The following is a 20341-nucleotide window of genomic DNA, read 5'->3' as shown; positions in this document are numbered from 1 at the left end:
CACCACCTCCCGCAGAAAGCAGACTGTACGGCCGATCCGGCCATTGGGTACATGTTGTGTGTGGTGGGCGGGGGAGACGGGCACCGAGACTGGCGGGCATGAGCGAATCGGAGCTGCTGGCCCGGCACCGGGCGGTCCTGCCGAACTGGCTGGCCCTCTACTACGACGAACCGATCGAGATCGTGCGGGCGCAGGGGAGACGGGTCACCGATTCCGCCGGCACCACCTACCTGGACTTCTTCGCCGGCATCCTCACCAACGCCATCGGCTACGACATCGCCGAGATCTCCGACGCGATCCGCGCCCAGGTCGACTCCGGGGTGCTGCACACCTCGACGTTGTACCTGATCCGCAAGCAGGTCGAGCTGGCCGAGCAGATCGCCGAGCTGTCCGGGATCCCCGGCGCCAAGGTGTTCTTCACCAACTCGGGCACCGAGGCCAACGAGACCGCGCTGATGCTCGCGACCCAGTACCGCCGGTCCAACCAGGTGCTCGCGCTGCGCAACAGCTACCACGGCCGGGCGTTCGCCACCGTCGGCATCACCGGCAACCGCGGCTGGTCGGCCAGCTCGCTGTCCCCGGTCAAGGTCAGCTACGTCCACGGCGGCTACCGCTACCGGGACGCGTTCCGGGGCCTGTCGGACGCGGACTACGTCAAGGCGTGCACCGACGACCTCCGCGACGTCCTGGAGACGACCACCTCCGGGGACGTCGCCGCGCTGATCGCCGAGCCGATCCAGGGGGTGGGCGGGTTCAACGTGCCGCCGGACGGGTTGTTCGCCGCGTTCCAGGAGGTCCTCGAGGAGTACGGGATCCTGCTGATCTCGGACGAGGTGCAGACCGGCTGGGGCCGTACCGGCGAGCACTTCTGGGGCATCCAGGCGCACGGCGTGACGCCGGACGCGATGACGTTCGCCAAGGGCCTGGGCAACGGCCTGGCCATCGGCGGTGTCGTGGCGCGCGGTGATCTGATGGACTCGATCACGGCCAACTCGATCTCGACCTTCGGCGGCAACCCGGTGTCCACCGCGGGCGCCAAGGCGACGCTGGACTACCTGCTCAGCCACGACCTGCAGGGCAACGCGGCGAAGCAGGGCGCCCGGCTGCTGACCGGGCTGCGCGACATCGCCGAGCACCACGACGTTGTCGGCGACGTGCGCGGCAAGGGCCTGATGATCGGTGTCGAACTGGTCGGGCCGGGCGGAGAGCCCAGCCCGGACGCCGCGCGGCGGGTGCTGGAGGAGACGCGCGCCCGCGGCCTGCTCGTCGGCAAGGGCGGGCTGCACGGCAACGTCATCCGGCTCGCGCCGCCGTTGACTCTCACGGACGACGAGACCGGTGAGGCGCTGGAGATCCTGCGCGCATCGGTCGCCGCGGCACAGGAGGCCCGGGCATGACACAGCGGATCAGCCACTGGATCGACGGCAAGACGTGGGCCGGGGTGCCGGAGCGGACCGGGGAGGTGTTCGACCCCGCCACCGGCGAAGTCCGCGCCCACGTGGACTTCGCCGGTGACGGGCAGGTGGACGAGGCCGTTGCGGCGGCCGCACGCGCCTTCCCCGGCTGGCGGGACACCTCCCTCGCGGCGCGGTCGCGGGTGCTGTTCCGCTTCCGCGACCTGCTGGCCCAGCGCAAGGACGAGCTGGCCGCGATCATCACCGCCGAGCACGGCAAGGTGCTCTCCGACGCGGCTGGCGAGATCGCGCGCGCCATCGAGAACGTCGAGTACGCCTGCGGCGCGCCGCAGATGCTCAAGGGCGGGTTCTCCGAGAACGCCTCCACCAACGTGGACGTGTACTCGATCGCCCAGCCGCTGGGTGTGGTCGGCGTGATCTCGCCGTTCAACTTCCCGGCCATGGTGCCGCTGTGGTTCGTGCCCAACGCGCTCGCCTGCGGCAACACGGTCGTGCTCAAGCCGAGCGAGAAGGACCCGTCGGCGTCGCTGTTCATCGCCGAGCTGTTCGCCGAGGCCGGGCTGCCCGACGGCGCGCTGAACGTGCTGCACGGGGACAAGGTCGCGGTCGACGGGTTGCTCGCGCACCCGGTGGTCAAGGCGATCTCGTTCGTCGGGTCCACGCCCATCGCGCGGTACGTGTACGAGACGGGCACCGCGCACGGCAAGCGCGTGCAGGCGCTCGGCGGGGCGAAGAACCACATGGTCGTGCTGCCCGACGCAGACCTCGACCTGGCCGCCGACGCCGCGGTGTCCGCCGGGTTCGGGTCGGCGGGGGAGCGGTGCATGGCGGTGTCCGTGGTGGTCGCCGTCGACCCCATCGGCGACGAGCTGGTGGACAAGATCGCCGCCCGGATGGGCGGCCTCCGGGTCGGCGACGGGCGCTCCCCGGACTCCGAGATGGGCCCGCTGGTCACCGCCGCCCACCGCGATCGGGTGCGGTCCTATGTGGAGGACGGCGTGTCCGCCGGGGCGTCGCTGGTGGTGGACGGCCGGTCGCTGGAGGTGGACGGCGGCGGGTTCTGGCTCGGACCGACGCTGTTCGACCACGTCCGCGCCGACATGTCGATCTACACCGACGAGATCTTCGGCCCGGTGCTGTCCGTGGTCCGGGCGGGCAGCTACGACGACGCGCTCGCGCTGGTGAACGCGAGCCCGTACGGCAACGGCACGGCCCTGTTCACCAACGACGGCCGGGCGGCCCGGCGGTTCCAGAACGAGGTCGAGGTCGGGATGGTCGGGCTCAACGTGCCCATCCCGGTGCCCGTCGGGTACTACTCGTTCGGCGGCTGGAAGGACTCGCTGTTCGGCGACAGCCACGCCTACGGTCCGGAGGGCTTCCACTTCTTCACCCGGACCAAGGTCGTCACCTCGCGGTGGCCCGACCCCTCCCAGGGCGGGGTCAACCTGGGCTTCCCGCGCAACTCCTGAACCCCCTGCTCGTGACCGGGCCGTCACCGCCGACGGCCCGGTCACAGGCCAGGGCGCCGCACGTTGGCTTTCCGTAAACTCGGGGTGAGATACCCGGAGGAGTTCGGAGGTGAGGCGTGCCCAGCTCGGAGGAGCGTCGCTTCGAGGTCCTGCGCGCCATCGTCGCGGACTACGTGTCGACCCACGAACCCGTCGGCTCCAAGGCCCTCGTGGACCGGCACAGTCTCGGCGTGTCCAGCGCGACGGTGCGCAACGACATGGCCGTGCTGGAGGAGGAGGGGTACATCACCCAGCCGCACACCAGCGCCGGCCGCATCCCGACGGACAAGGGGTACCGGCTCTTCGTCGACAAGTTGTCCGAGGTCAAACCGCTGAGCGCGGCCGAGCGGCGGGCCATCACCAGTTTCCTCGACGGGGCGCTCGACCTGGACGACGTGCTGCGCCGCTCGGTGCGGCTGCTCGCCCAGCTGACCCGCCAGGTCGCGGTCATCCAGTACCCGACGATGTCGAACTCGACGCTGCGGCACCTGGAAGTGGTTCCGCTCACACCGGCGCGCCTGATGCTGGTGATCATCACCGATGCCGGCCGGGTCGACCAGCGCACCGTCGACCTCGGCGACGTGATGACCGAGGAGAACGTCGCCCGCATCCGCGACATGCTCAACGCCGCGCTGGCCGGCCGCCGCCTCACCGACGCCGCCTCCCGGGTCACCGAGCTGCCCGACCAGGCGCCCGGCGAGCTGCGCGACGCGCTCGTGCGGATCTGCACGATGCTGGTCGAGCACCTGGTCGAACACCCCGAGGAACGCCTGGTCCTGGGCGGCACCGCCAACCTCACGCGCAGCGTCGCGGACTTCCCCGGATCGCTGCGCCAGGTGCTGGAGGCGCTCGAGGAGCAGGTCGTGGTGCTCAAGCTGCTCGCCGCGGCGCGCAACCCCGGTGCGGTCACCGTTCGCATCGGTGAAGAGAATGAGGACGAGCAGATGCGCAGCACCTCGGTGGTGTCGATCGGCTACGGCCGCAACGACATGCTGCTGGGCGGCATGGGGGTGGTCGGCCCGACCCGGATGGACTACCCCGGCACGATCGCCGCGGTGCGCGCGGTGGCCAACTACGTGGGGCAGATCCTGGCCGGCGGCTAGCCAGGACGATGCTTGTCTAGGAGGACGGTTCAGAAGGTGGCCAGGGACTACTACGGCATCCTCGGGGTGCCCAAGAACGCGAGTGATCAGGAGATCAAGCGCGCCTACCGCAAGCTCGCCCGCGAGCTGCACCCCGACGTCAACCCGTCCGAGGACGCCCAGCACAAGTTCAGCGAGGTCACCACGGCCTACGAGGTTCTGTCGGACCCGCAGAAGCGCAAGATCGTGGACCTCGGCGGCGACCCGCTGGACAACGGCGCCCGCGGTGCCGGTGCCGGCGACCCGTTCGGCGGCTTCGGTGGTCTCGGCGACATCATGGACGCCTTCTTCGGGGCGGCCACCGGCGGTGGCCGCGGGCGCGGCCCGCGCAGCCGCGTCCAGCCGGGCTCGGACGCGCTGATCCGCATCAGCCTGAGCCTGGAGGAGTGCGCGACCGGGGTCGACAAGGAGATCACGGTCGACACCGCGGTGCTGTGCGACCAGTGCCACGGCAACGGCACCGCGCCCGGCGGCACGGTCAAGACCTGCGACACCTGCGGTGGGCAGGGCGAGATCCAGTCGGTGCAGCGGTCGTTCCTCGGTCAGGTCGTCACGTCCCGGCCGTGCCCGGTGTGCCGTGGCTTCGGCGAGGTCATCACCGACCCGTGCCGGCAGTGCGGTGGCGACGGCCGCGTGCGTGCCCGGCGTGCCGTGACGGCCAAGATCCCGTCCGGCGTCGGCGACGGGATGCGGATCCGGCTGTCCGCGCAGGGTGAGGTCGGTCCCGGCGGCGGCCCGGCCGGCGACCTCTACATCGAGGTCGACGAGGAACCGCACGAGGTGTTCGTCCGCGAGGGCCACGACCTGCACTGCAACCTGCGCATCCCGATGACGGCGGCCGCGCTCGGCGCCACGGTGCCGCTGGAGACGCTGGTCGACGGCGAGTACGAGCTGACCGTCGACCCGGGCACGCAGGCGGGCACCGAACTGGTGCTGGCCGGGATGGGCATGCCGCGGCTGCGGTCGTCCGGGCGCGTCGACGGGCGGGGTGACCTGCACGTCCACGTGGACGTCACGGTGCCCACGAAGCTGGACGAGGCCCAGCGGGAGCTGCTGCAGCAGCTGGCTCAGCTGCGCGGCGAGGAGTCCGGTGTGACGGCGAACGGACGGCACCAGGGCGGGCTGTTCTCGAAGCTGCGTGCCAAGAGCCACAAGTAATGCCGGCCACCACCCCGCCGGTTTTCCTCGTCGAGGCGCTGCCCGATGCGGATGGTCTGGTGCTGGACGGCGAGGAGGCCCGGCACGCGGCGACCGTGCGGCGCATGCGCGCGGGGGAGCGGCTGGTCGTCTCGGACGGGCGCGGCTCGGCCGCGGAGTGTGTGATCACGCAGGTCCGGCCTGGCCGGGATCCGGTGCTGGAGCTGACGGTGGCGCGCCGCTGGACCGAGGAGGCGCCCGCGCTGCGCGTCGTAGTGGCGCAGGCGCTGGCCAAGGGCGACCGCGGCGAGCTGGCGGTCGAACTGGCGACGGAGGCCGGCGCCGACGAGATCGTGCCGTGGCGGGCCGAGCGCAGTGTGGTGCGCTGGGAGGAGGGTCCGCGCGGGGCGAAGGCGCTGGCCCGGTGGCAGAGCACCGTGCGGGCGGCGGCCAAGCAGGCCCGCCGCGCGTGGGTGCCGCCGGTGCGGGAACCGGTGACCACGAAGCAGCTCGCAGATCTCGCCACCCGGGCGGCGTGTGCGCTCGTGCTGGAGGGCAGTGCGGGTTCCCGGCTGACCGATCTGCGGCTGCCGGCGTCTGGTGACCTGCTGCTGGTGGTGGGCCCGGAGGGCGGTATCACCGACGGCGAGCTGAGCGCCCTGTCCGACGCGGGCGCCACGGGAGTCCGGCTGGGCACCACGGTGCTGCGCACCTCGACCGCGGCGGCGGTCGCGCTGGGCGCGCTGGGCGCACTGACATCCCGCTGGACCTGACCCCCCGCCCGCCCGGCGTGTTCGCTGCTCCGGTCGCCGTGTTCGCCGTCACGGGCGGCGTGTTGGCCGTCGCGGGCATCGAGTTGACGATTCCGGGACGGGACCCGGCCGCCGCCGGTGGTTCCGTCACGCGCTGTCGTCGCCGCACCGGCCGGAACCGGTCGGCGGAAGCACATCCGAAACGGAATCGCAAGCAGCCGACCGGACCATTCGCATACCGATCGTCTTCGAAACTGGAAAAAATTGCGTGTCGGCTGTGGCGCGCGCGGCGGCCCAGCCATTACCCTGACCACCACACCACCTGGGGTCGTCCCCGGGTGCCCCGAAGCCCCGCCGGACACCTCCCCCTCGGTCCGGCGGAGCCGCGGAGGCGGTGGAGCGACCCCCAGGCTCCACCGCCCCGCGGCGTCTCCCCGCGAATCATTGGTTCCGTTGTGGCGCCGGGTATCCCGCCGCGCGATAGGGTTCGCCGCATGACTGATGCCGAGACGTTGTTCGAGCGGATCATCGCGGGTGAGATTCCGAGCGAGAAGGTGTACGAAACTGAAACGACTTTCGCGTTTCGCGATATCCACCCGCAGGCTCGCGTGCACGTTCTCGTGGTTCCGAAGAAGCGCCACCGCAATGTCGCCGAGCTGGCTGCGGCCGATCCGCAACTGCTCGCCGACATGCTGACCACGGCCGCCAAGGTGGCGGAACTGGAGGGCATCGCGGAGTCCGGCTACCGCGTGGTCTTCAACACGGACAGTGACGCCGGCCAGACCGTCTTCCACGTGCACGCGCACGTCCTGGGCGGGGAACAGCTGGGGTTCTTCGGGCGACTCGCGAAGTAACCGCCTGCGCCTGCGGTGCCCGGCCCGCTAGCATCGACGGGGTAGGCAGGAAGCGAGCAGCGGAAACGCAGAAGGCAGGCCCGAGGACACTTGGCCGGAACCGCACAGGGTGGAGCCGCCCGATCGGACGTCCCCGACACCGGGGGCGTCGCTGAGACCACCGGAACCGCACGAACCACGCGCAGCGCGCAGTCGAGGTTCCCCATCCCGGACGGCGCCGTGCTGACGCTGCTCGGATCCCGCGACGAGAACCTGCGGGTCGCCGAGGAACTGCTGGCGGCAGACGTGCACGTCCGGGGCAACGAGGTCACCCTCACCGGGGAGCCCGCGGACGTCGCGTTCGGCGAGCGCGTGTTCGCCGAACTGGTCGCCCTGGCCGGGCGCGGCCAGCAGGTCGGACCGGACACCGTGCGCCGCACCGTCGGCATGCTCTCGGCGGGCGGCGCGGAGTCGCCGGCCGAGGTGCTGAGCATGGACATCCTGTCCCGGCGCGGCCGCACCATCCGACCCAAGACGCTGAACCAGAAGCGCTACGTCGACGCCATCGACAAGCACACGATCGTCTTCGGTGTCGGCCCGGCCGGCACCGGCAAGACGTACCTGGCGATGGCGAAGGCCGTGCAGGCGCTGCAGGCCAAGCAGATCACCCGGATCATCCTCACCCGCCCCGCGGTCGAGGCGGGGGAGCGGCTGGGGTTCCTGCCGGGCACGTTGTCCGAGAAGATCGACCCGTATCTGCGGCCGCTCTACGACGCGCTGCACGACATGGTCGACCCGGACTCGATCCCGCGCCTGATCCAGGCGGGCACGATCGAGATCGCGCCGCTGGCCTACATGCGCGGCCGCACCCTCAACGACGCGTTCATCATCCTCGACGAGGCCCAGAACACCACACCCGAGCAGATGAAGATGTTCCTCACCCGGCTCGGCTTCGGCTCGAAGATCGTGGTGACCGGGGACATCACGCAGGTGGACCTGCCGAGCGGGCAGAAGTCCGGCTTGCGGGTGGTGCGTGAGATCCTGGAAGGCGTGGAAGATTTGCACTTCGCCACGCTGACCAGCTCCGACGTGGTCCGCCACCGGCTAGTCGGGGACATCGTGGACGCCTACGAGCGGTGGCAGGCCGAGCAGGACGCGGAACGAGGCCCGGGCGGTGTCAGTTCGGGCTGGCGGGGCCGTCACTGAGCATGACCATCGAAATCGCGAACGAGTCCGGTGTCGCGGTGGACGAGACGTCGATCGTCTCCGCCGCCCGCTTCGCACTGGACCGCATGGAGGTCAGCCCGCTCGCCGAGCTGTCGGTGGTGCTGGTGACCCTGGATGTCATGTCGGACCTGCACGAACGGTGGATGGACCTGCCCGGTCCCACCGACGTCATGGCCTTCCCGATGGACGAGCTGGACGCCGCCCGCCGCCCCGACGCGGGCGACCCGTCGCCGGCGCTGCTCGGCGACATCGTGCTGTGCCCGGCGTTCGCCCGGGACCAGGCCCGCACGGCCGGTCACTCGCTGCTCGACGAACTGCACCTGCTGACCGTGCACGGCGTGCTGCACCTGCTCGGCTACGACCACGCCGAACCCGCCGAGGAGCGCGAGATGTTCGGCCTGCAGAAGCGGATCCTCGCCGACTTCAAGGCCGCGGTCGCCGAGGCGAAGCGGCAGGACGCGCAGCGCACGGCCGACGACCGGCTGCTGGGTGCCGCGGGCCTGGACGGCCCGGCCGACGCCGAGAGCTGAGGCCGCCGGAGATGGCGAGTTCGGCCGCTCTGCTGGTGATCGCCGTGGCGCTCGTCCTGCTGGGCGGTGTGCTCGCGGCCGCCGACGCGGCGGTCAGCAGCGTGTCCAAGGCCCGCGCCGACGGGCTGGTCCGGCTGGGCCGGCCGGGCGCGCGCCAGCTGGCCGCGGTGATCGACGAGCGGCGGCGGCACATCAACCTGCTGGTGCTGCTGCGGCTGGGGTGTGAGCTGACCGCGACGGTGCTGGTCACGGTCGTTTTCCTGCGCTGGATCCGCCCCGAGGGGCTCGCGCTGCTGGTGGCGGCGCTGGTGATGCTGCTGGTCAGCTACGTCCTCATCGGTGTCGGCCCGCGCACCATCGGCCGGCAGCACCCGTACCGGGTGGGCACGGTCGTGGCCTGGCCGGTCCGCGTGCTCGGGTCGGTCCTGGGGCCGCTGTCCCGGCTGCTGATCATCATCGGTAACGCGATCACCCCCGGCCAGGGCTTCCGGGAAGGCCCGTTCACCACCGAAATCGAACTGCGCGAGCTGGTCGACCTGGCCGAGGAGCGCGGGGTGGTGGAGCCCGGCGAGCGGGAGATGATCCACTCGGTGTTCGAGCTGGGCGACACGGTCGCGCGGGAGGTGATGGTGCCGCGCACCGAGATCATCTGGATCGAGCAGACCAAGAGCGTCCGCCAGGCGCTGGCCCTGTCGCTGCGCACCGGCTACACCCGGCTGCCGGCGATCGGCGAGTCCGTGGACGACGTCGTCGGCGTGGTGAACATCAAGGACCTGGTGCGCGCGCAGCTCGACGGCGGCGAGGCCCGGCCGGTGTCGGAGCTGATGTACCCGGCGAGCTTCGTGCCGGACTCCAAGCGGCTGGACGACCTGCTGCGCGAGATGCAGGTGTCGCACAACCACCTGGCGATCGCCGTCGACGAGTACGGCGGCACCGCGGGCCTGCTGACCATCGAGGACATCCTCGAGGAGATCGTCGGCGAGATCACCGACGAGTCCGATCTGGAGGAACGGCCGCCGGTCGAGCACGTGGACGAGCGCACGGTGCGGGTGTCCGCCCGGCTGGGCGTCGGTGACCTGGGCGAGCTGTTCGGCCTGGACCTGACCGGCCACGACGTGGAGACGGTCGGCGGCCTGCTCGCGCAGCGGCTCGGCCGCGTGCCGCTGCCCGGTGCGGAGGCCGAGGTGGACGGCCTGCGGCTGCACGCCGAGGGCGGCAAGGACCGCCGCGGCCGGATGCGCATCACGACCGTGGTGGTGCAGGCGGAGAGCGACGAGCTGGCCGGACGTAGGGTGCGTACCGGAAACGGTGACCACGACGAGGCCGACAGGAGTGTGGACCATGCCTGAGCTGGACCCGGAGGACGAGAAGATTGTCATCCTCGCCCGAACCGCACGGGCGCGCACCCAGGCGGCCGAGGGCGCCGCGGTGCGCGACACCGACGGCCGCACCTACGCGGCCACCACGGTCGACCTGCCCTCGTTCCAGATCACCGCGTTGCAGGCGGCCATCGCCGCCGCGGTCTCCAGTGGTGCGGAGGGGCTGGAGGCGGCCGCGGTCGTCACCGCCGAACCGTTCGTCCCCGAGGCGTCCGTGCAGGCCGTGCGGGACCTGGCGGAGACGGCGCCGATCCTGCGGGCCGACCCGTCCGGCACGGTCCAGGAAGTCCTGTGAGCCACCGGTCCGGTTTCGCCTGCTTCGTCGGCCGTCCCAACGCCGGCAAGTCCACCCTGACCAACTCGCTGGTCGGCACCAAGGTCGCGATCACCTCGAGCAAGCCGCAGACCACCCGGCACGCCATCCGCGGCATCGTGCACCGCGACGACGCGCAGCTGGTCATCGTGGACACCCCCGGCGTGCACAAGCCGCGCACGCTGCTCGGGCAGCGGCTCAACGACGTGGTGCGCGAGACGTGGTCCGAAGTGGACGTCGTCGGGTTCTGCGTGCCGGCGAACGAGAAGGTCGGCCCCGGCGACCGCTACATCGCCAGCGAGCTGCGCAAGGTCGCGCAGCGCACCCCGGTGATCGGCATCGTGACCAAGACCGACCTGGCCAAGCCGGAGCAGATCGCCGAGCAGTTGGTGGCGCTGCAGGACGTGCTGGACTTCGAGGAGCTGATCCCGGTCTCCGCCGTGGACGGTTTCCAGGTCAAGCAGCTGGAAGACCTGCTGGTCGCGCGGCTGCCGGAGGGACCGCAGCTCTACCCGGACGGTGACCTGACCGACGAGCCCGAGCAGACGCTGGTGGCAGAGCTGATCCGGGAGGCGGCGCTGGAGGGCGTGCGCGACGAGCTGCCGCACTCGATCGCGGTCACGGTCGAGGAGATGCTGCCCCGCGAGGACAAGCGCGATCTGCTGGACATCTACGCGACGGTCTACGTGGAGCGGCCCAGCCAGAAGGGGATCATCCTGGGGCACCAGGGTGAGCGGATGAAGGCCGTCGGCGCGCAGGCGCGGCAGCAGATCCAGAAGCTGCTGGGCACCAAGGTGTACCTGAGCCTGCACGTGAAGGTCGCCAAGGACTGGCAGCGCGACCCGAAGCAGTTGCGCCGTCTCGGTTTCTAGGCTCCGCGCGCCCCTGCCGGGACCACCGGATACGCTGCCGCCCGACGATGATCCATCGGAGGGGGAGTTCAGTGACCAATCCCTACGGCCAGCAGCCGGGTCAGCAGCCCTACGGTCAGGTCCCGTACGGACAGCCGGGGCAGTACGGCCAACCTCACGGGCAGCCGTCCGGCGGGTTCCCCGCGCAGCAGCCGTACGGCCAGCCCGGGTACCCGCAGAGCCCGGGGTACGGGGTGCCGCAGGGCTACCCGGGGCAGCCGGGGTACGGCGGTGGCCCGGGCTTCCGCCCGCCCATGCCGGGACAGGCGCACATCGTGGTGCCCGGCTCGCAGATCCAGTTCGCGCACACCCCGCCGCTGGTGCTGGCCACGATGGGCAGCCGGTTCCTGGCCCGGATCGTGGACGGGCTCATCATCGGCGTGCCGCTGGGGATCCTGTTCGTGATCCTGCAGGTCGCGGTGGTCGCGGGCGATCCGGACTCGTGGTGGCTGCTCTTCCTGATCATGCCGCTCGCGTCGATCTCGATGCTGGTCTACGAAGGCACGATGCTCGCCACCCGGGGCGCGACGGTCGGCAAGGACGTCGCGGGTGTCCGGCTGGTCACCGAGCAGTCGGCGGGTCAGCCGGGAGCCGGGATCGGTGGCGGCCCCGCGTTCACCCGCCTGGCCACGATGGTGCTGCCCGGCCTGATCCCGTGCATCGGCGGCCTGGTCGAGCTGCTGGTCGTCCTCTCGCCGTTCTTCGACGAGCAGGCACGGCAGGGCTGGCACGACAAGGCCGCGAAGACTTACGCGATTTCCACGAAGGCGCTGTACTGAACCCGTGACGACGCCGGCTGAGCGATCCTGGCGGAGCGTGCGGGTGACGCCCGCCGTGGCCGCCGGCGTGCTCGGCGCGGGCGCGGCACTGGCTACCGGCACGCTCCGCATCCCGTGCTGGTTCCACGCGCTGACCGGCCTGGACTGCCCGTTCTGCGGCGGTAGCCGGATGCTGGGCGCGCTCCTGCACGGCGATGTGCCCGCCGCACTGTCGGACAACGCGTTCGCGCTGGTGGTGCTGCTGCCGCTCACGGCGGTGACCCTGGTCGCGGCGGTGCGCTGGGAGGCCGGCCGGGCGCGCCGGTGGTGGCCCGCGGGCGCCGGGGGGACCCGGCTCACGCTGGCCCTCGCCGGGCTCGCGATCATCTGGTGGCTGGTCCGCAACCTGCCGTTCGCGCCGTTCACGGACCTGTCCGCGTACGCGTGAGACGATGGGGACGTGAGTCTTTATCGCGACACCGGCGTGGTGCTGCGGGTCCACAAGCTGGGTGAGGCGGACCGCATCATCACGTTCCTGACGCGGCGGTACGGCAAGGTCCGGGCCGTCGCGAAGGGCGTGCGCCGCACGACGTCGCGGTTCGGGGCGCGGCTGGAGCCGTTCGGGCACGTCGACGTGCAGTTCTACACCGGACGCTCGCTGGACGTGATCACCCAGGTCCAGACGGTCGACGCGTTCGCGCTGCCCCTGGTGGGTGACTACCAGCGGTACACCGCGGCCAGCGCGATCGCCGAGACCGCCGACCGGCTCACCGCCGAGGAGGGCGAGCCGGCCATGCGGCTGTACCTGCTGGTGGTCGGGGCGCTGCGGGCGCTGGCCGACGGTCAGCGGGACGCCTCCCTGGTGCTGGACGCGTTCCTGCTACGGGCGATGGCGTTCGCCGGCTGGGCGCCGGCGATCACCGAGTGCGCGCGGTGCGGCCTGCCCGGTCCGCACGCGGCGTTCAACGTGCAGGCCGGTGGTTCGCTGTGCGGCGACTGCCGGGCGCCCGGTTCGGTGCATCCCGCGCCCGAGGTACTGGTGCTGCTGGAGTCGCTGCTGCACGGTGACTGGGACGTGGCGGAGGCCTCGGTACCACCGATCCGCCGGGACGCGAGCGGGATCGTCGCAGCCCACCTGCAGTGGCACCTCGAGCGGCAGCTGAAGTCGCTGCCGCTCGTCGAGAGGCGTGCCAGGGAGCTCCAGGCGGGCAAGTAGGGTCGGAAGCCGCAACCCGAAGCAGTGGGAGGATCTGGTGCGGCTCAAGGCACGTGCGGCGCGGTCGGCGGCGGTGGAACTGCGGGCACCGGACCCGCACCCCTCCGGCGCGCGCCCGCCGGTGATCCCCGCCGAACTGGTGCCGAAGCACGTCGCCCTGGTGATGGACGGCAACGGCCGCTGGGCGAACCAGCGCGGCCTGCCGCGGATCGAGGGGCACAAGCGCGGTGAGGCCGTGATGATCGACGTTGCGAGCGGCGCGGTCGAGCTGGGCGTCAAGTGGCTCTCGGTGTACGCGTTCTCCACCGAGAACTGGAAGCGCAGCCCGGACGAGGTGCGGTTCCTGATGGGGTTCAACCGCGACACCATCCGGCGGCAGGTCGACTACCTGGGCTCGATCGGTGTGCGGATCCGGTGGGCCGGGCGCGCGCCGCGGCTGTGGCGCAGCGTGATCAAGGAGCTGCAGGCCGCGGAGGAGAAGACCCGGCACAACACGCTGCTGAACATGACGATGTGCGTGAACTACGGCGGTCGCGCGGAGATCGCCGACGCCGCCCGCCGCGTGGCGCAGCTGGCCGCCGAGGGCAAGATCAACCCGGACAAGGTGGACGAGCGGATGCTCGCGAAGTACCTGTACCAGCCGGAGATGCCGGACGTGGACCTGTTCCTGCGCCCGTCCGGGGAGCTGCGCACGTCGAACTTCCTGCTCTGGCAGTCGGCCTACGCGGAGTTCGTCTTCCAGGACACGCTGTTCCCGGACTTCGACCGGCGTCAGCTGTGGGCGGCGTGCGAGGAGTACGCGCGCCGGGATCGCCGGTTCGGTGCCGCGGTGGACGCGGCGAAGGGGGCATCGTGAACACCGAGGCGGCCGACACGGCGGAGCTGCTGAACCGGGCCCGGTCGGCGCTGGAGACCTACCTCGAGGTCCACGTGGACGACGACGGTGCGCTCACGTTCTCGCACAACGGCGTGCCGTGCGTGGTGCAGTCGACGCAGCTCGCGGAGGGGCTGACGGTGCTCAGCCTGACCTGCGTGGTGGGGTGGGACCTGCCCGACGACCCGGCCTTCGCGGCGAAGGCGGCCGAGCGGGCGGGACAGGGCCTGTTCGGGACGCTCGGGGTGCAGCACGCGGAGCGCGGGCTGGACCTGACGCTGCGCTACGCGTTCCCGGCGCAGGGGCTGGAGATCTCCGCGCTGGGGACCCTGTTGATGCTCGTGGTGTCGACGGCGTCGCAACTGCGGTCGGAGCTGACGTAGGGCGCTGGCCCGCCCCGGCTTGCTGCGGGTCCGCGCGAGTTTGCCTCCGTCGTGCCGCTGGCCGGCGCACGAGATGGTCATTTCGTGCCGGAAAGTGCACGAGGGGTCCACTCGTGGGCCCGTTCCGCGACTCCGGTCGGTCCTGCCTGGCAGTATCGGCCCGGTGAGCGAAGTACTGGACCGGACCGAGCCCGGGAGCACGCGGCGGCGTGGGCGGATCACCTCCCTCGAGGTGCTCTGCGCGCTGCTGATCGTCGCCGTGCTCGGGCAGGGCTGGTTGCGTGACGTGCTCGGCGTGCCGGCCCTGCGCACCGGCTCCACGGTGTTCGTCGCGGTGTGCGTGCAGGCCCTGCCGTTCCTGGTGCTCGGCGTGCTGATCAGCGGTGCGATCGCGGCGTTCGTCCCGGCGCGGGCGCTGCGTCGCGTGATCCCGCGCAACCGGGTGGGCGCGGTGGGCGTCGCGGGGCTCGCCGGGGTCGCCCTGCCGGGCTGCGAATGCGCGTCGGTGCCGGTGGCGCGGCGGCTGATCGGGCAGGGGGTGGCGCCGGCCGCGGCGCTGACCTTCCTGCTGGCGGCGCCGGCGGTGAACCCGGTGGTGCTGGTCGCCACCGCGGTCGCGTTCCCGGGGCGGCCCGAGATGGTGCTCGCCCGGTTCCTCGGCTCCTTCGCCACCGCTGTGGTGATGGGCCTGCTCTGGGCGAGGTGGGGCAAGCTCGACTGGATCGTGCGGCGCGCGCTGGAGCGGCTGCCCGAGGGCGACGGCCGGTGGCGCACCTTCACCGAGACCGCGCGCGCCGACCTGGTCGAGTCGGCCGGGTTCCTGGTGCTCGGCGCGCTCATCGCCGCCGTGATGAACGTGCTTGTGCCGGCCGCCTGGTTCGAGGTCCTCGGTCACCAGGTCGTGCTCGGTGTCGCGGTCATGGCCGTGCTGGCGGTCGTGCTGGCCCTGTGCAGCGAGGCCGACGCGTTCGTGGCCGCCTCCCTCACCGGCCTCCCGCTCCTGCCGCGGCTCGTGTTCCTGGTGGTCGGCCCGGCCATCGACGTCAAGCTGTTCGCCCTCCAGGCCGGCACCTTCGGCCGGTCGTTCGCGCTGCGGTTCGCGCCGGTGACGTTCGTCGTCGCCACCGCGTGTGCGGTGATCAGCGGGATCCTCGTCCTCGGCGGTGCGGGATGAGCGTGCAGCAGCCGCGGGCTGGGCTGGCCGTGTCGTCGGCAGCGCTGGGTGCCGTCGCGGTCGTGATGGCCGTGTCGGCGTGGGTGACCTGGGCGTTCGTGCGCCCGCGGGCCGGGGACGCGCTGCCGTCACCGGTGGCCGTGGTGCTGACGCTGGTGCTCGGCGCGCTGTGGGTGCTGATCCTGGTGATGGCGGTGCTGGCCGTGCTGTTCGGCGTCCTCGGCCGGCACGCCGCGGTGGGGCCGGCCCGGGCCGGCGCGACGTTCGGCGCGGTCGCCGCGTTGCTCGCGCTGGCCGGAGCCGTCGCGTTCGTGGTCACGGCCACCGACTGGCTCGTCGTCGTGCCAGGGCAACGGTAGGGGAGCTCGATGCGGCGCGAAACGCAGAACGTCCTGCTGGTGCTCCTGGGCGGGGCGCTGCTCAAGATCGGGATCAACGGCGACTACCTGCGCTACGTCAAGCCGGCGCAGCACCCGTGGGTGATCGCGGGGGGAGCGGTGATCCTGCTGCTCGGTGTGGTGGCGATCGTGCGGGACGTGCTCGCCGCGCGCCAGACCCGCGCGGCCGTCCCGGCCGCGCACGGTCATCACCACGCGGGGCGCTCCGCGTGGCTGCTGGCCGTGCCCGTGCTCGCGGTGTTCCTCGTCGCCCCGCCCGCGCTCGGCTCCGACTCGGTCCTGCGGGCCCCGGCCACGCCCCGCGCCGCCACGCAGGACGCGGCCGCCTTCCCGCCGCTGCCGGGCGGGGACGTGGTGCCACTGACTCTGACCGAGTTCGTCACCCGCGCGGGCTGGGACGCGCGCGGCTCACTCACCGGCCGCACGGTCGAGCTGACCGGCTTCGTCGTGCACGGCAAGGACGGTGTACTGCTGGCCCGGATGGTGATCCGCTGCTGCGCGGCCGACGCCGCACCGGTGACCGTCCGCCTCACCGGTCCCGCCGCGGCCCGCTTCCGCGACGACAGCTGGCTCGAGGTCACCGGCCAGGTCGTGCCCGGCACTGCCGTCGCCGGGAACGGCTACACGCCCGACCTCACGGTCGGCTCACTGCGGCCGATCCCCGCGCCCCACGATCCGTACGAGTACTAGGTGCCGTTCCCCGGGCGAGGGCGTCACCAGCACACCGACCGGTCCCGCCGCGGAAGCCAGGACGGGTACCCGCTCGCCTTCGGCGCGCACACCGAAAGGCACAAGCCCGGCCGTGGGTCGCTGCTCAACCCCACGCCGCCCGCGACGGGAGGTGTCAGGACAGCCGGTTCGCCAGGCGCTGCGTGCAGTCGGCGCAGGTGCCGACGATCTCCACGGTGTGGCGGATCTCGGAGAACCCGTTTCCGGTCGCCACCTTCTCGGCCCAGCGCTCCACCGCCGGGCCCTCGACCTCGACGGTGAACCCGCAGTGCCGGCACACGAGGTGGTGATGGTGATGCGTCGAGCAGCGGCGGTAAACCGCCTCGCCGGACTCCGTGCGCAACACGTCGATCTCGCCGGCCTCGGACAGCGATTGCAGCGTCCGGTACACGGTGGTCAGCCCGATGCCGTCACCGCGCTTGCGCAGCTCGTCGTGCAGCTCCTGCGCGGACCGGAAGTCGTCGACCTCGGCCAGCAGGTCGACCACGGCCGCCCGCTGCTTGGTGGACCGGCGACCGGGCACCGGCGCCCGGCGGACCTCGCTACTCGTCATGAACCCTCCTGGACGTGGGCCACCGCGTCCATCACGATGTGCGCAAGATGATCGTCCACGAGCCGGTACACCACTTCGCGGCCCCGGCGCTCACCCCGCACCACCCCGGCCGCCTTGAGCACCCGCAGGTGCTGGCTGATCAACGGCTGCGCCACGTCCAGCGCATCCACCAGTTCGTGCACGCACCGGTCGGCGTCGCGCAGCTGGAGCACGATCGCGATGCGCACCGGCGCCGACAAGGCCCGCAGCAGCTCACCGGCCTCGGACAGCGTCGCGGCCGGCTGGGGCGGCGTGCGCGGGTTCAGCTCGTCGGCGGCGTGCACCTGCTCGGCCTCGTCGGGCAATCCGGGCAACGCGGCGTCCGGGCGAACCATCGGCATAGCCATCTCCAGCCTCGGGTCGGTCGGTGTCCCCCCATCCTAGTGTTCTTCCGGTAGTGGTTGCCGTTATCGCCTCACCCGGACCGTGTCAAGCCCCGCGCCGGGCGCCGGCAGCACCGCCGGATACGCTTGTCAACAACTGTTAACCGTCCCCGCATCTGATGGAGAGCGTGGAGTGCCCGCCAACATTGAGACCGTCGTCAGCCTGTGCAAGCGTCGTGGCTTCGTCTTCCCGAGCGGGGAGATCTACGGCGGAACCCGGTCGGCGTGGGACTACGGACCGCTCGGCGTCGAGCTCAAGGAGAACATCAAGCGCCAGTGGTGGCGCACGATGGTGCAGAGCCGCGACGACGTCGTCGGCCTCGACTCCTCCGTGATCCTGCCGCGTCAGGTGTGGGTGGCCTCCGGTCACGTCAACGCCTTCAACGACCCGCTGGTCGAGTGCACCTCCTGCCACCGCCGCTTCCGGTCCGACCAGCTGGCCGAGGAGTACAGCGCGCGCACCGGCAAGGAGACCTCGGAGGACGACCTGTCCGACGTCCCCTGCCCGAACTGCGGCACGCGGGGGCAGTACACGGCGCCGCGCGAGTTCAACATGATGCTCAAAACGCACCTCGGCCCGGTGGAGACCGAGGAAGGGCTGCACTACCTGCGCCCGGAGACCGCGCAGGGCATCTTCGTGAACTTCCTCAACGTGCTCACCACGTCGCGGAAGAAGCCGCCGTTCGGCATCGGCCAGATCGGCAAGTCGTTCCGCAACGAGATCACCCCGGGCAACTTCATCTTCCGCACCCGCGAGTTCGAGCAGATGGAGATGGAGTTCTTCGTCGAGCCGGGTGAGGACGAGCGCTGGCACCAGTACTGGATCGACCTGCGCACCGACTGGTACACCGACCTCGGCATCGACCGCGAGAACCTGCGGCACTACGAGCACCCGAAGGAGAAGCTGTCGCACTACTCGAAGCGCACCGTCGACATCGAGTACCGCTTCGGTTTCTCCGCCGGCCAGGAGTGGGGTGAGCTCGAGGGCATCGCGAACCGCACCGACTTCGACCTCACCACGCACTCCAACCACTCCGGGGTGGACCTGGCCTACTTCGACCAGACCACGAAGCAGCGCTACCGGCCGTTCGTCATCGAGCCGGCAGCCGGTGTCGGGCGCCCGATGATGGCGTTCCTGCTGGACGCCTACACCGAGGACGAGGTGCCCAACGCCAAGGGCGGGGTGGACAAGCGCGTCGTGCTCAAGCTCGACCCGCGGCTGGCACCGTTCAAGGCCGCGGTGCTGCCGCTGTCGCGCAACGCCGACCTGACGCCGAAGGCGAAGGACCTCGCGGCCCAGCTGCGCCGCAACTGGAACGTCGACTTCGACGACGCCGGCTCGATCGGCAAGCGCTACCGCCGCCAGGAAGAGGTCGGCACCCCGTTCTGCGTCACGGTCGACTTCGACACGCTCGAAGACCAGGCCGTGACGGTGCGGGAGCGCGACAGCATGCAGCAGGAGCGCGTCGCGATCGACAAGGTGGAGTCCTACCTCGCCGCCCGCCTGCCCGGCTGCTGATCCGACACTCGAGGCGCCCTGGTCACCCCGCTGTGACCACGGCGTTCTTGTAGAAGAACGTCGTCGGCTTCAGCGTGCCGCCCGGATCGGCGGCGTAACCCGGCACGGTTCCGGCCTCGGTCCAGCCCGCCGACCGGTACAGGCGTTCGGCCGGGCTGCCGGTTTCGGTGTCGAGCACCAGCAGCGTGATGCCCGCCGCGCGAGCCGCACGTTCGGCCTCCGCGAGCAGCGCACGACCCAGCCCGCGGCCCCGCGCGTCCCGGTGGACCAGGAGTTTCGCCAGTTCGGCCCGGTGCGGTGCGTTGGGCAGCCGCGCGGGCCGGAGCTGGACCGTTCCGACCAGCCGGGGGCCGTCCCAGGCCGCCCACACCAGCACCCGGCCCTCGGCGACGTCGCCGGCCAGCTCCGCCCACCAGGCGGTGGACTCGGCCGTGCCGAGCGGCGCCAGGAAGCCCACGGACGCGCCGCCATTCGTGCAGTCGGCGAGCACCTCGCCCAGGGCGGGCACCGCGGCCGTGAACCCGGCCGCGGACAGTCGCGTGATCACGGCATCACCAGGACCAGCAGGTACCGCGCCGCCGCCGGCCCCGGGCAGCGGAACCGCGTCGGTCCCCACAGCCGGAACCGCAGGCAGTCGCCCTGCCCGAGCGGGTGGGTCGCGCCGTCGGCCGTCACCTCGACGCTGCCCGCCAGCACCCACACGTGCTGCTCGAGCCCGGGCACCGACGGTGCGTCGTAGCGGATGTCGGCGCCCGGCCGGAGCGTGCCCTCGACGACCTCCGCCCGGAATGCCGGGTGCGGTGGCGACACCGACCGCCGGGTGAACCCGCTGTCGTCGTCCGTCCACACGGTCTGCTCCGGCGCGCGGACCAGCTGCGGCCCCTCCGCTTCGACCTCGGTCAGCAGCCGGGACATCGGCCGTTCGTAGGCGGTGCACAGCTTGCCCAGCAGTGACGCGGTGGGGCTGATCTCGCCGCGTTCCACTCGCGACAGCGTCGACCGGCTCACGCCGGACCGGTCCGCGAGGTCGTCCAGCGACCAGCCCCGGTCCGCCCGCAGCTGCGCGAGGCGGGCCGCCAGGCGCTCCTCGATGGCTCTCATATCAGCGAGACTATCTCATATTCGGGACAGCTGACCCTGACACTTGTCATGGTCAGGTCGTGACGCT

At 71.6% G+C, this 20341-nt stretch carries 24 protein-coding genes; 20 read left to right on the top strand and 4 right to left on the bottom strand.

Annotated elements, in window-relative coordinates:
* Window positions 1-98 precede the first annotated feature (98 nt).
* The 19 genes from FHX46_RS20600 (at window position 99) to FHX46_RS20510 (ending at window position 16640) form a co-directional block, all read left to right on the top strand.
* Window positions 99-1397, top strand: a complete 1299-nt coding sequence (locus FHX46_RS20600) for an aspartate aminotransferase family protein (protein WP_167117573.1) — start codon at window positions 99-101, stop codon at window positions 1395-1397.
* Window positions 1394-2884 (top strand): CoA-acylating methylmalonate-semialdehyde dehydrogenase, encoded by a 1491-nt coding sequence (locus tag FHX46_RS20595; protein WP_167117570.1) that lies wholly within the window; start codon window positions 1394-1396, stop codon window positions 2882-2884. Before FHX46_RS20600 ends, FHX46_RS20595 begins: the two co-directional genes overlap by 4 nt.
* Window positions 2885-3000: 116 nt before the next feature.
* Complete coding sequence (gene hrcA, locus FHX46_RS20590; RefSeq protein WP_167117567.1) at window positions 3001-4026, top strand: heat-inducible transcriptional repressor HrcA; 1026 nt, start codon at window positions 3001-3003, stop codon at window positions 4024-4026.
* A gap of 36 nt (window positions 4027-4062) precedes the next feature.
* Window positions 4063-5223: a molecular chaperone DnaJ gene (gene dnaJ, locus FHX46_RS20585; RefSeq protein WP_167117564.1), complete on the top strand. Its 1161-nt coding sequence runs from the start codon at window positions 4063-4065 to the stop codon at window positions 5221-5223.
* Window positions 5223-5975: a 16S rRNA (uracil(1498)-N(3))-methyltransferase gene (locus tag FHX46_RS20580; protein ID WP_167117561.1), complete on the top strand. Its 753-nt coding sequence runs from the start codon at window positions 5223-5225 to the stop codon at window positions 5973-5975. Before dnaJ ends, FHX46_RS20580 begins: the two co-directional genes overlap by 1 nt.
* A 473-nt stretch (window positions 5976-6448) precedes the next feature.
* Complete coding sequence (locus FHX46_RS20575) at window positions 6449-6808, top strand: histidine triad nucleotide-binding protein (protein WP_167117558.1); 360 nt, start codon at window positions 6449-6451, stop codon at window positions 6806-6808.
* A 90-nt stretch (window positions 6809-6898) separates the two neighbouring features.
* Complete coding sequence (locus tag FHX46_RS20570; RefSeq protein WP_167117555.1) at window positions 6899-7993, top strand: PhoH family protein; 1095 nt, start codon at window positions 6899-6901, stop codon at window positions 7991-7993.
* 2 nt (window positions 7994-7995) lie between these two features.
* Complete coding sequence (ybeY, locus tag FHX46_RS20565) at window positions 7996-8544, top strand: rRNA maturation RNase YbeY (protein ID WP_167117552.1); 549 nt, start codon at window positions 7996-7998, stop codon at window positions 8542-8544.
* 11 nt (window positions 8545-8555) lie between these two features.
* Entirely contained in the window at window positions 8556-9893 is a 1338-nt protein-coding gene (locus tag FHX46_RS20560) for a hemolysin family protein (protein ID WP_167117549.1), read from the top strand.
* A complete protein-coding gene (locus FHX46_RS20555; RefSeq protein WP_167117546.1) occupies window positions 9886-10218 on the top strand; it encodes a cytidine deaminase in 333 nt (110 codons plus the stop codon). Before FHX46_RS20560 ends, FHX46_RS20555 begins: the two co-directional genes overlap by 8 nt.
* The gene (gene era, locus FHX46_RS20550) at window positions 10215-11108 is read left to right on the top strand and encodes a GTPase Era (protein WP_167117543.1); all 894 of its coding nucleotides are present in this window, start codon (window positions 10215-10217) and stop codon (window positions 11106-11108) included. Before FHX46_RS20555 ends, era begins: the two co-directional genes overlap by 4 nt.
* Before the next feature lie 71 nt (window positions 11109-11179).
* Window positions 11180-11926 (top strand): RDD family protein, encoded by a 747-nt coding sequence (locus FHX46_RS29065; RefSeq protein ID WP_167117539.1) that lies wholly within the window; start codon window positions 11180-11182, stop codon window positions 11924-11926.
* Window positions 11927-11969: 43 nt separating this feature from the next.
* On the top strand, window positions 11970-12353 hold the full coding sequence (locus tag FHX46_RS20540) for a DUF2752 domain-containing protein (RefSeq protein ID WP_313886204.1): 384 nt from the start codon (window positions 11970-11972) through the stop codon (window positions 12351-12353).
* A 12-nt stretch (window positions 12354-12365) separates the two neighbouring features.
* On the top strand, window positions 12366-13121 hold the full coding sequence (gene recO / locus FHX46_RS20535; RefSeq protein WP_167117533.1) for a DNA repair protein RecO: 756 nt from the start codon (window positions 12366-12368) through the stop codon (window positions 13119-13121).
* A 37-nt stretch (window positions 13122-13158) separates the two neighbouring features.
* A complete protein-coding gene (locus tag FHX46_RS20530; RefSeq protein ID WP_167117530.1) occupies window positions 13159-13977 on the top strand; it encodes an isoprenyl transferase in 819 nt (272 codons plus the stop codon).
* A complete protein-coding gene (locus FHX46_RS20525) occupies window positions 13974-14378 on the top strand; it encodes a hypothetical protein (RefSeq protein ID WP_167117527.1) in 405 nt (134 codons plus the stop codon). Before FHX46_RS20530 ends, FHX46_RS20525 begins: the two co-directional genes overlap by 4 nt.
* 163 nt (window positions 14379-14541) lie before the next feature.
* On the top strand, window positions 14542-15552 hold the full coding sequence (locus FHX46_RS20520) for a permease (protein WP_167117524.1): 1011 nt from the start codon (window positions 14542-14544) through the stop codon (window positions 15550-15552).
* Window positions 15549-15911, top strand: a complete 363-nt coding sequence (locus tag FHX46_RS20515; protein WP_167117521.1) for a hypothetical protein — start codon at window positions 15549-15551, stop codon at window positions 15909-15911. Before FHX46_RS20520 ends, FHX46_RS20515 begins: the two co-directional genes overlap by 4 nt.
* Window positions 15912-15920: 9 nt before the next feature.
* Window positions 15921-16640, top strand: coding sequence for a TIGR03943 family putative permease subunit (locus FHX46_RS20510; RefSeq protein WP_167117519.1), 720 nt, complete (start codon window positions 15921-15923; stop codon window positions 16638-16640).
* 154 nt (window positions 16641-16794) lie between these two features.
* Here FHX46_RS20510 and FHX46_RS20505 read toward each other — a convergent pair whose 3' ends face one another.
* Together FHX46_RS20505 and FHX46_RS20500 are read right to left on the bottom strand one after the other, a co-directional pair.
* A complete protein-coding gene (locus FHX46_RS20505) occupies window positions 16795-17232 on the bottom strand; it encodes a Fur family transcriptional regulator (protein WP_167117516.1) in 438 nt (145 codons plus the stop codon).
* On the bottom strand, window positions 17229-17612 hold the full coding sequence (locus tag FHX46_RS20500; RefSeq protein WP_167117513.1) for an ArsR/SmtB family transcription factor: 384 nt from the start codon (window positions 17610-17612) through the stop codon (window positions 17229-17231). The genes FHX46_RS20505 and FHX46_RS20500 overlap by 4 nt, the downstream gene beginning before the upstream one ends.
* Window positions 17613-17787: 175 nt before the next feature.
* Between FHX46_RS20500 and FHX46_RS20495 the strand changes: the two genes are divergently transcribed.
* The gene (locus FHX46_RS20495; protein WP_167117510.1) at window positions 17788-19173 is read left to right on the top strand and encodes a glycine--tRNA ligase; all 1386 of its coding nucleotides are present in this window, start codon (window positions 17788-17790) and stop codon (window positions 19171-19173) included.
* Between the two features lie 22 nt (window positions 19174-19195).
* On the opposite strand, the gene FHX46_RS20490 is transcribed toward FHX46_RS20495, so the two are convergent.
* The gene (locus FHX46_RS20490; RefSeq protein WP_167117507.1) at window positions 19196-19720 is read right to left on the bottom strand and encodes a GNAT family N-acetyltransferase; all 525 of its coding nucleotides are present in this window, start codon (window positions 19718-19720) and stop codon (window positions 19196-19198) included.
* Window positions 19717-20274: a helix-turn-helix domain-containing protein gene (locus FHX46_RS20485; RefSeq protein ID WP_167117504.1), complete on the bottom strand. Its 558-nt coding sequence runs from the start codon at window positions 20272-20274 to the stop codon at window positions 19717-19719. The genes FHX46_RS20490 and FHX46_RS20485 overlap by 4 nt, the downstream gene beginning before the upstream one ends.
* Between the last annotated feature and the right edge of the window lie 67 nt (window positions 20275-20341).

The sequence above is a fragment of the Amycolatopsis viridis genome, from assembly GCF_011758765.1.
In the GTDB taxonomy this organism is placed as follows: domain Bacteria; phylum Actinomycetota; class Actinomycetes; order Mycobacteriales; family Pseudonocardiaceae; genus Amycolatopsis_E; species Amycolatopsis_E viridis.
This window is presented reverse-complemented; position numbering and strand designations above follow the sequence as displayed.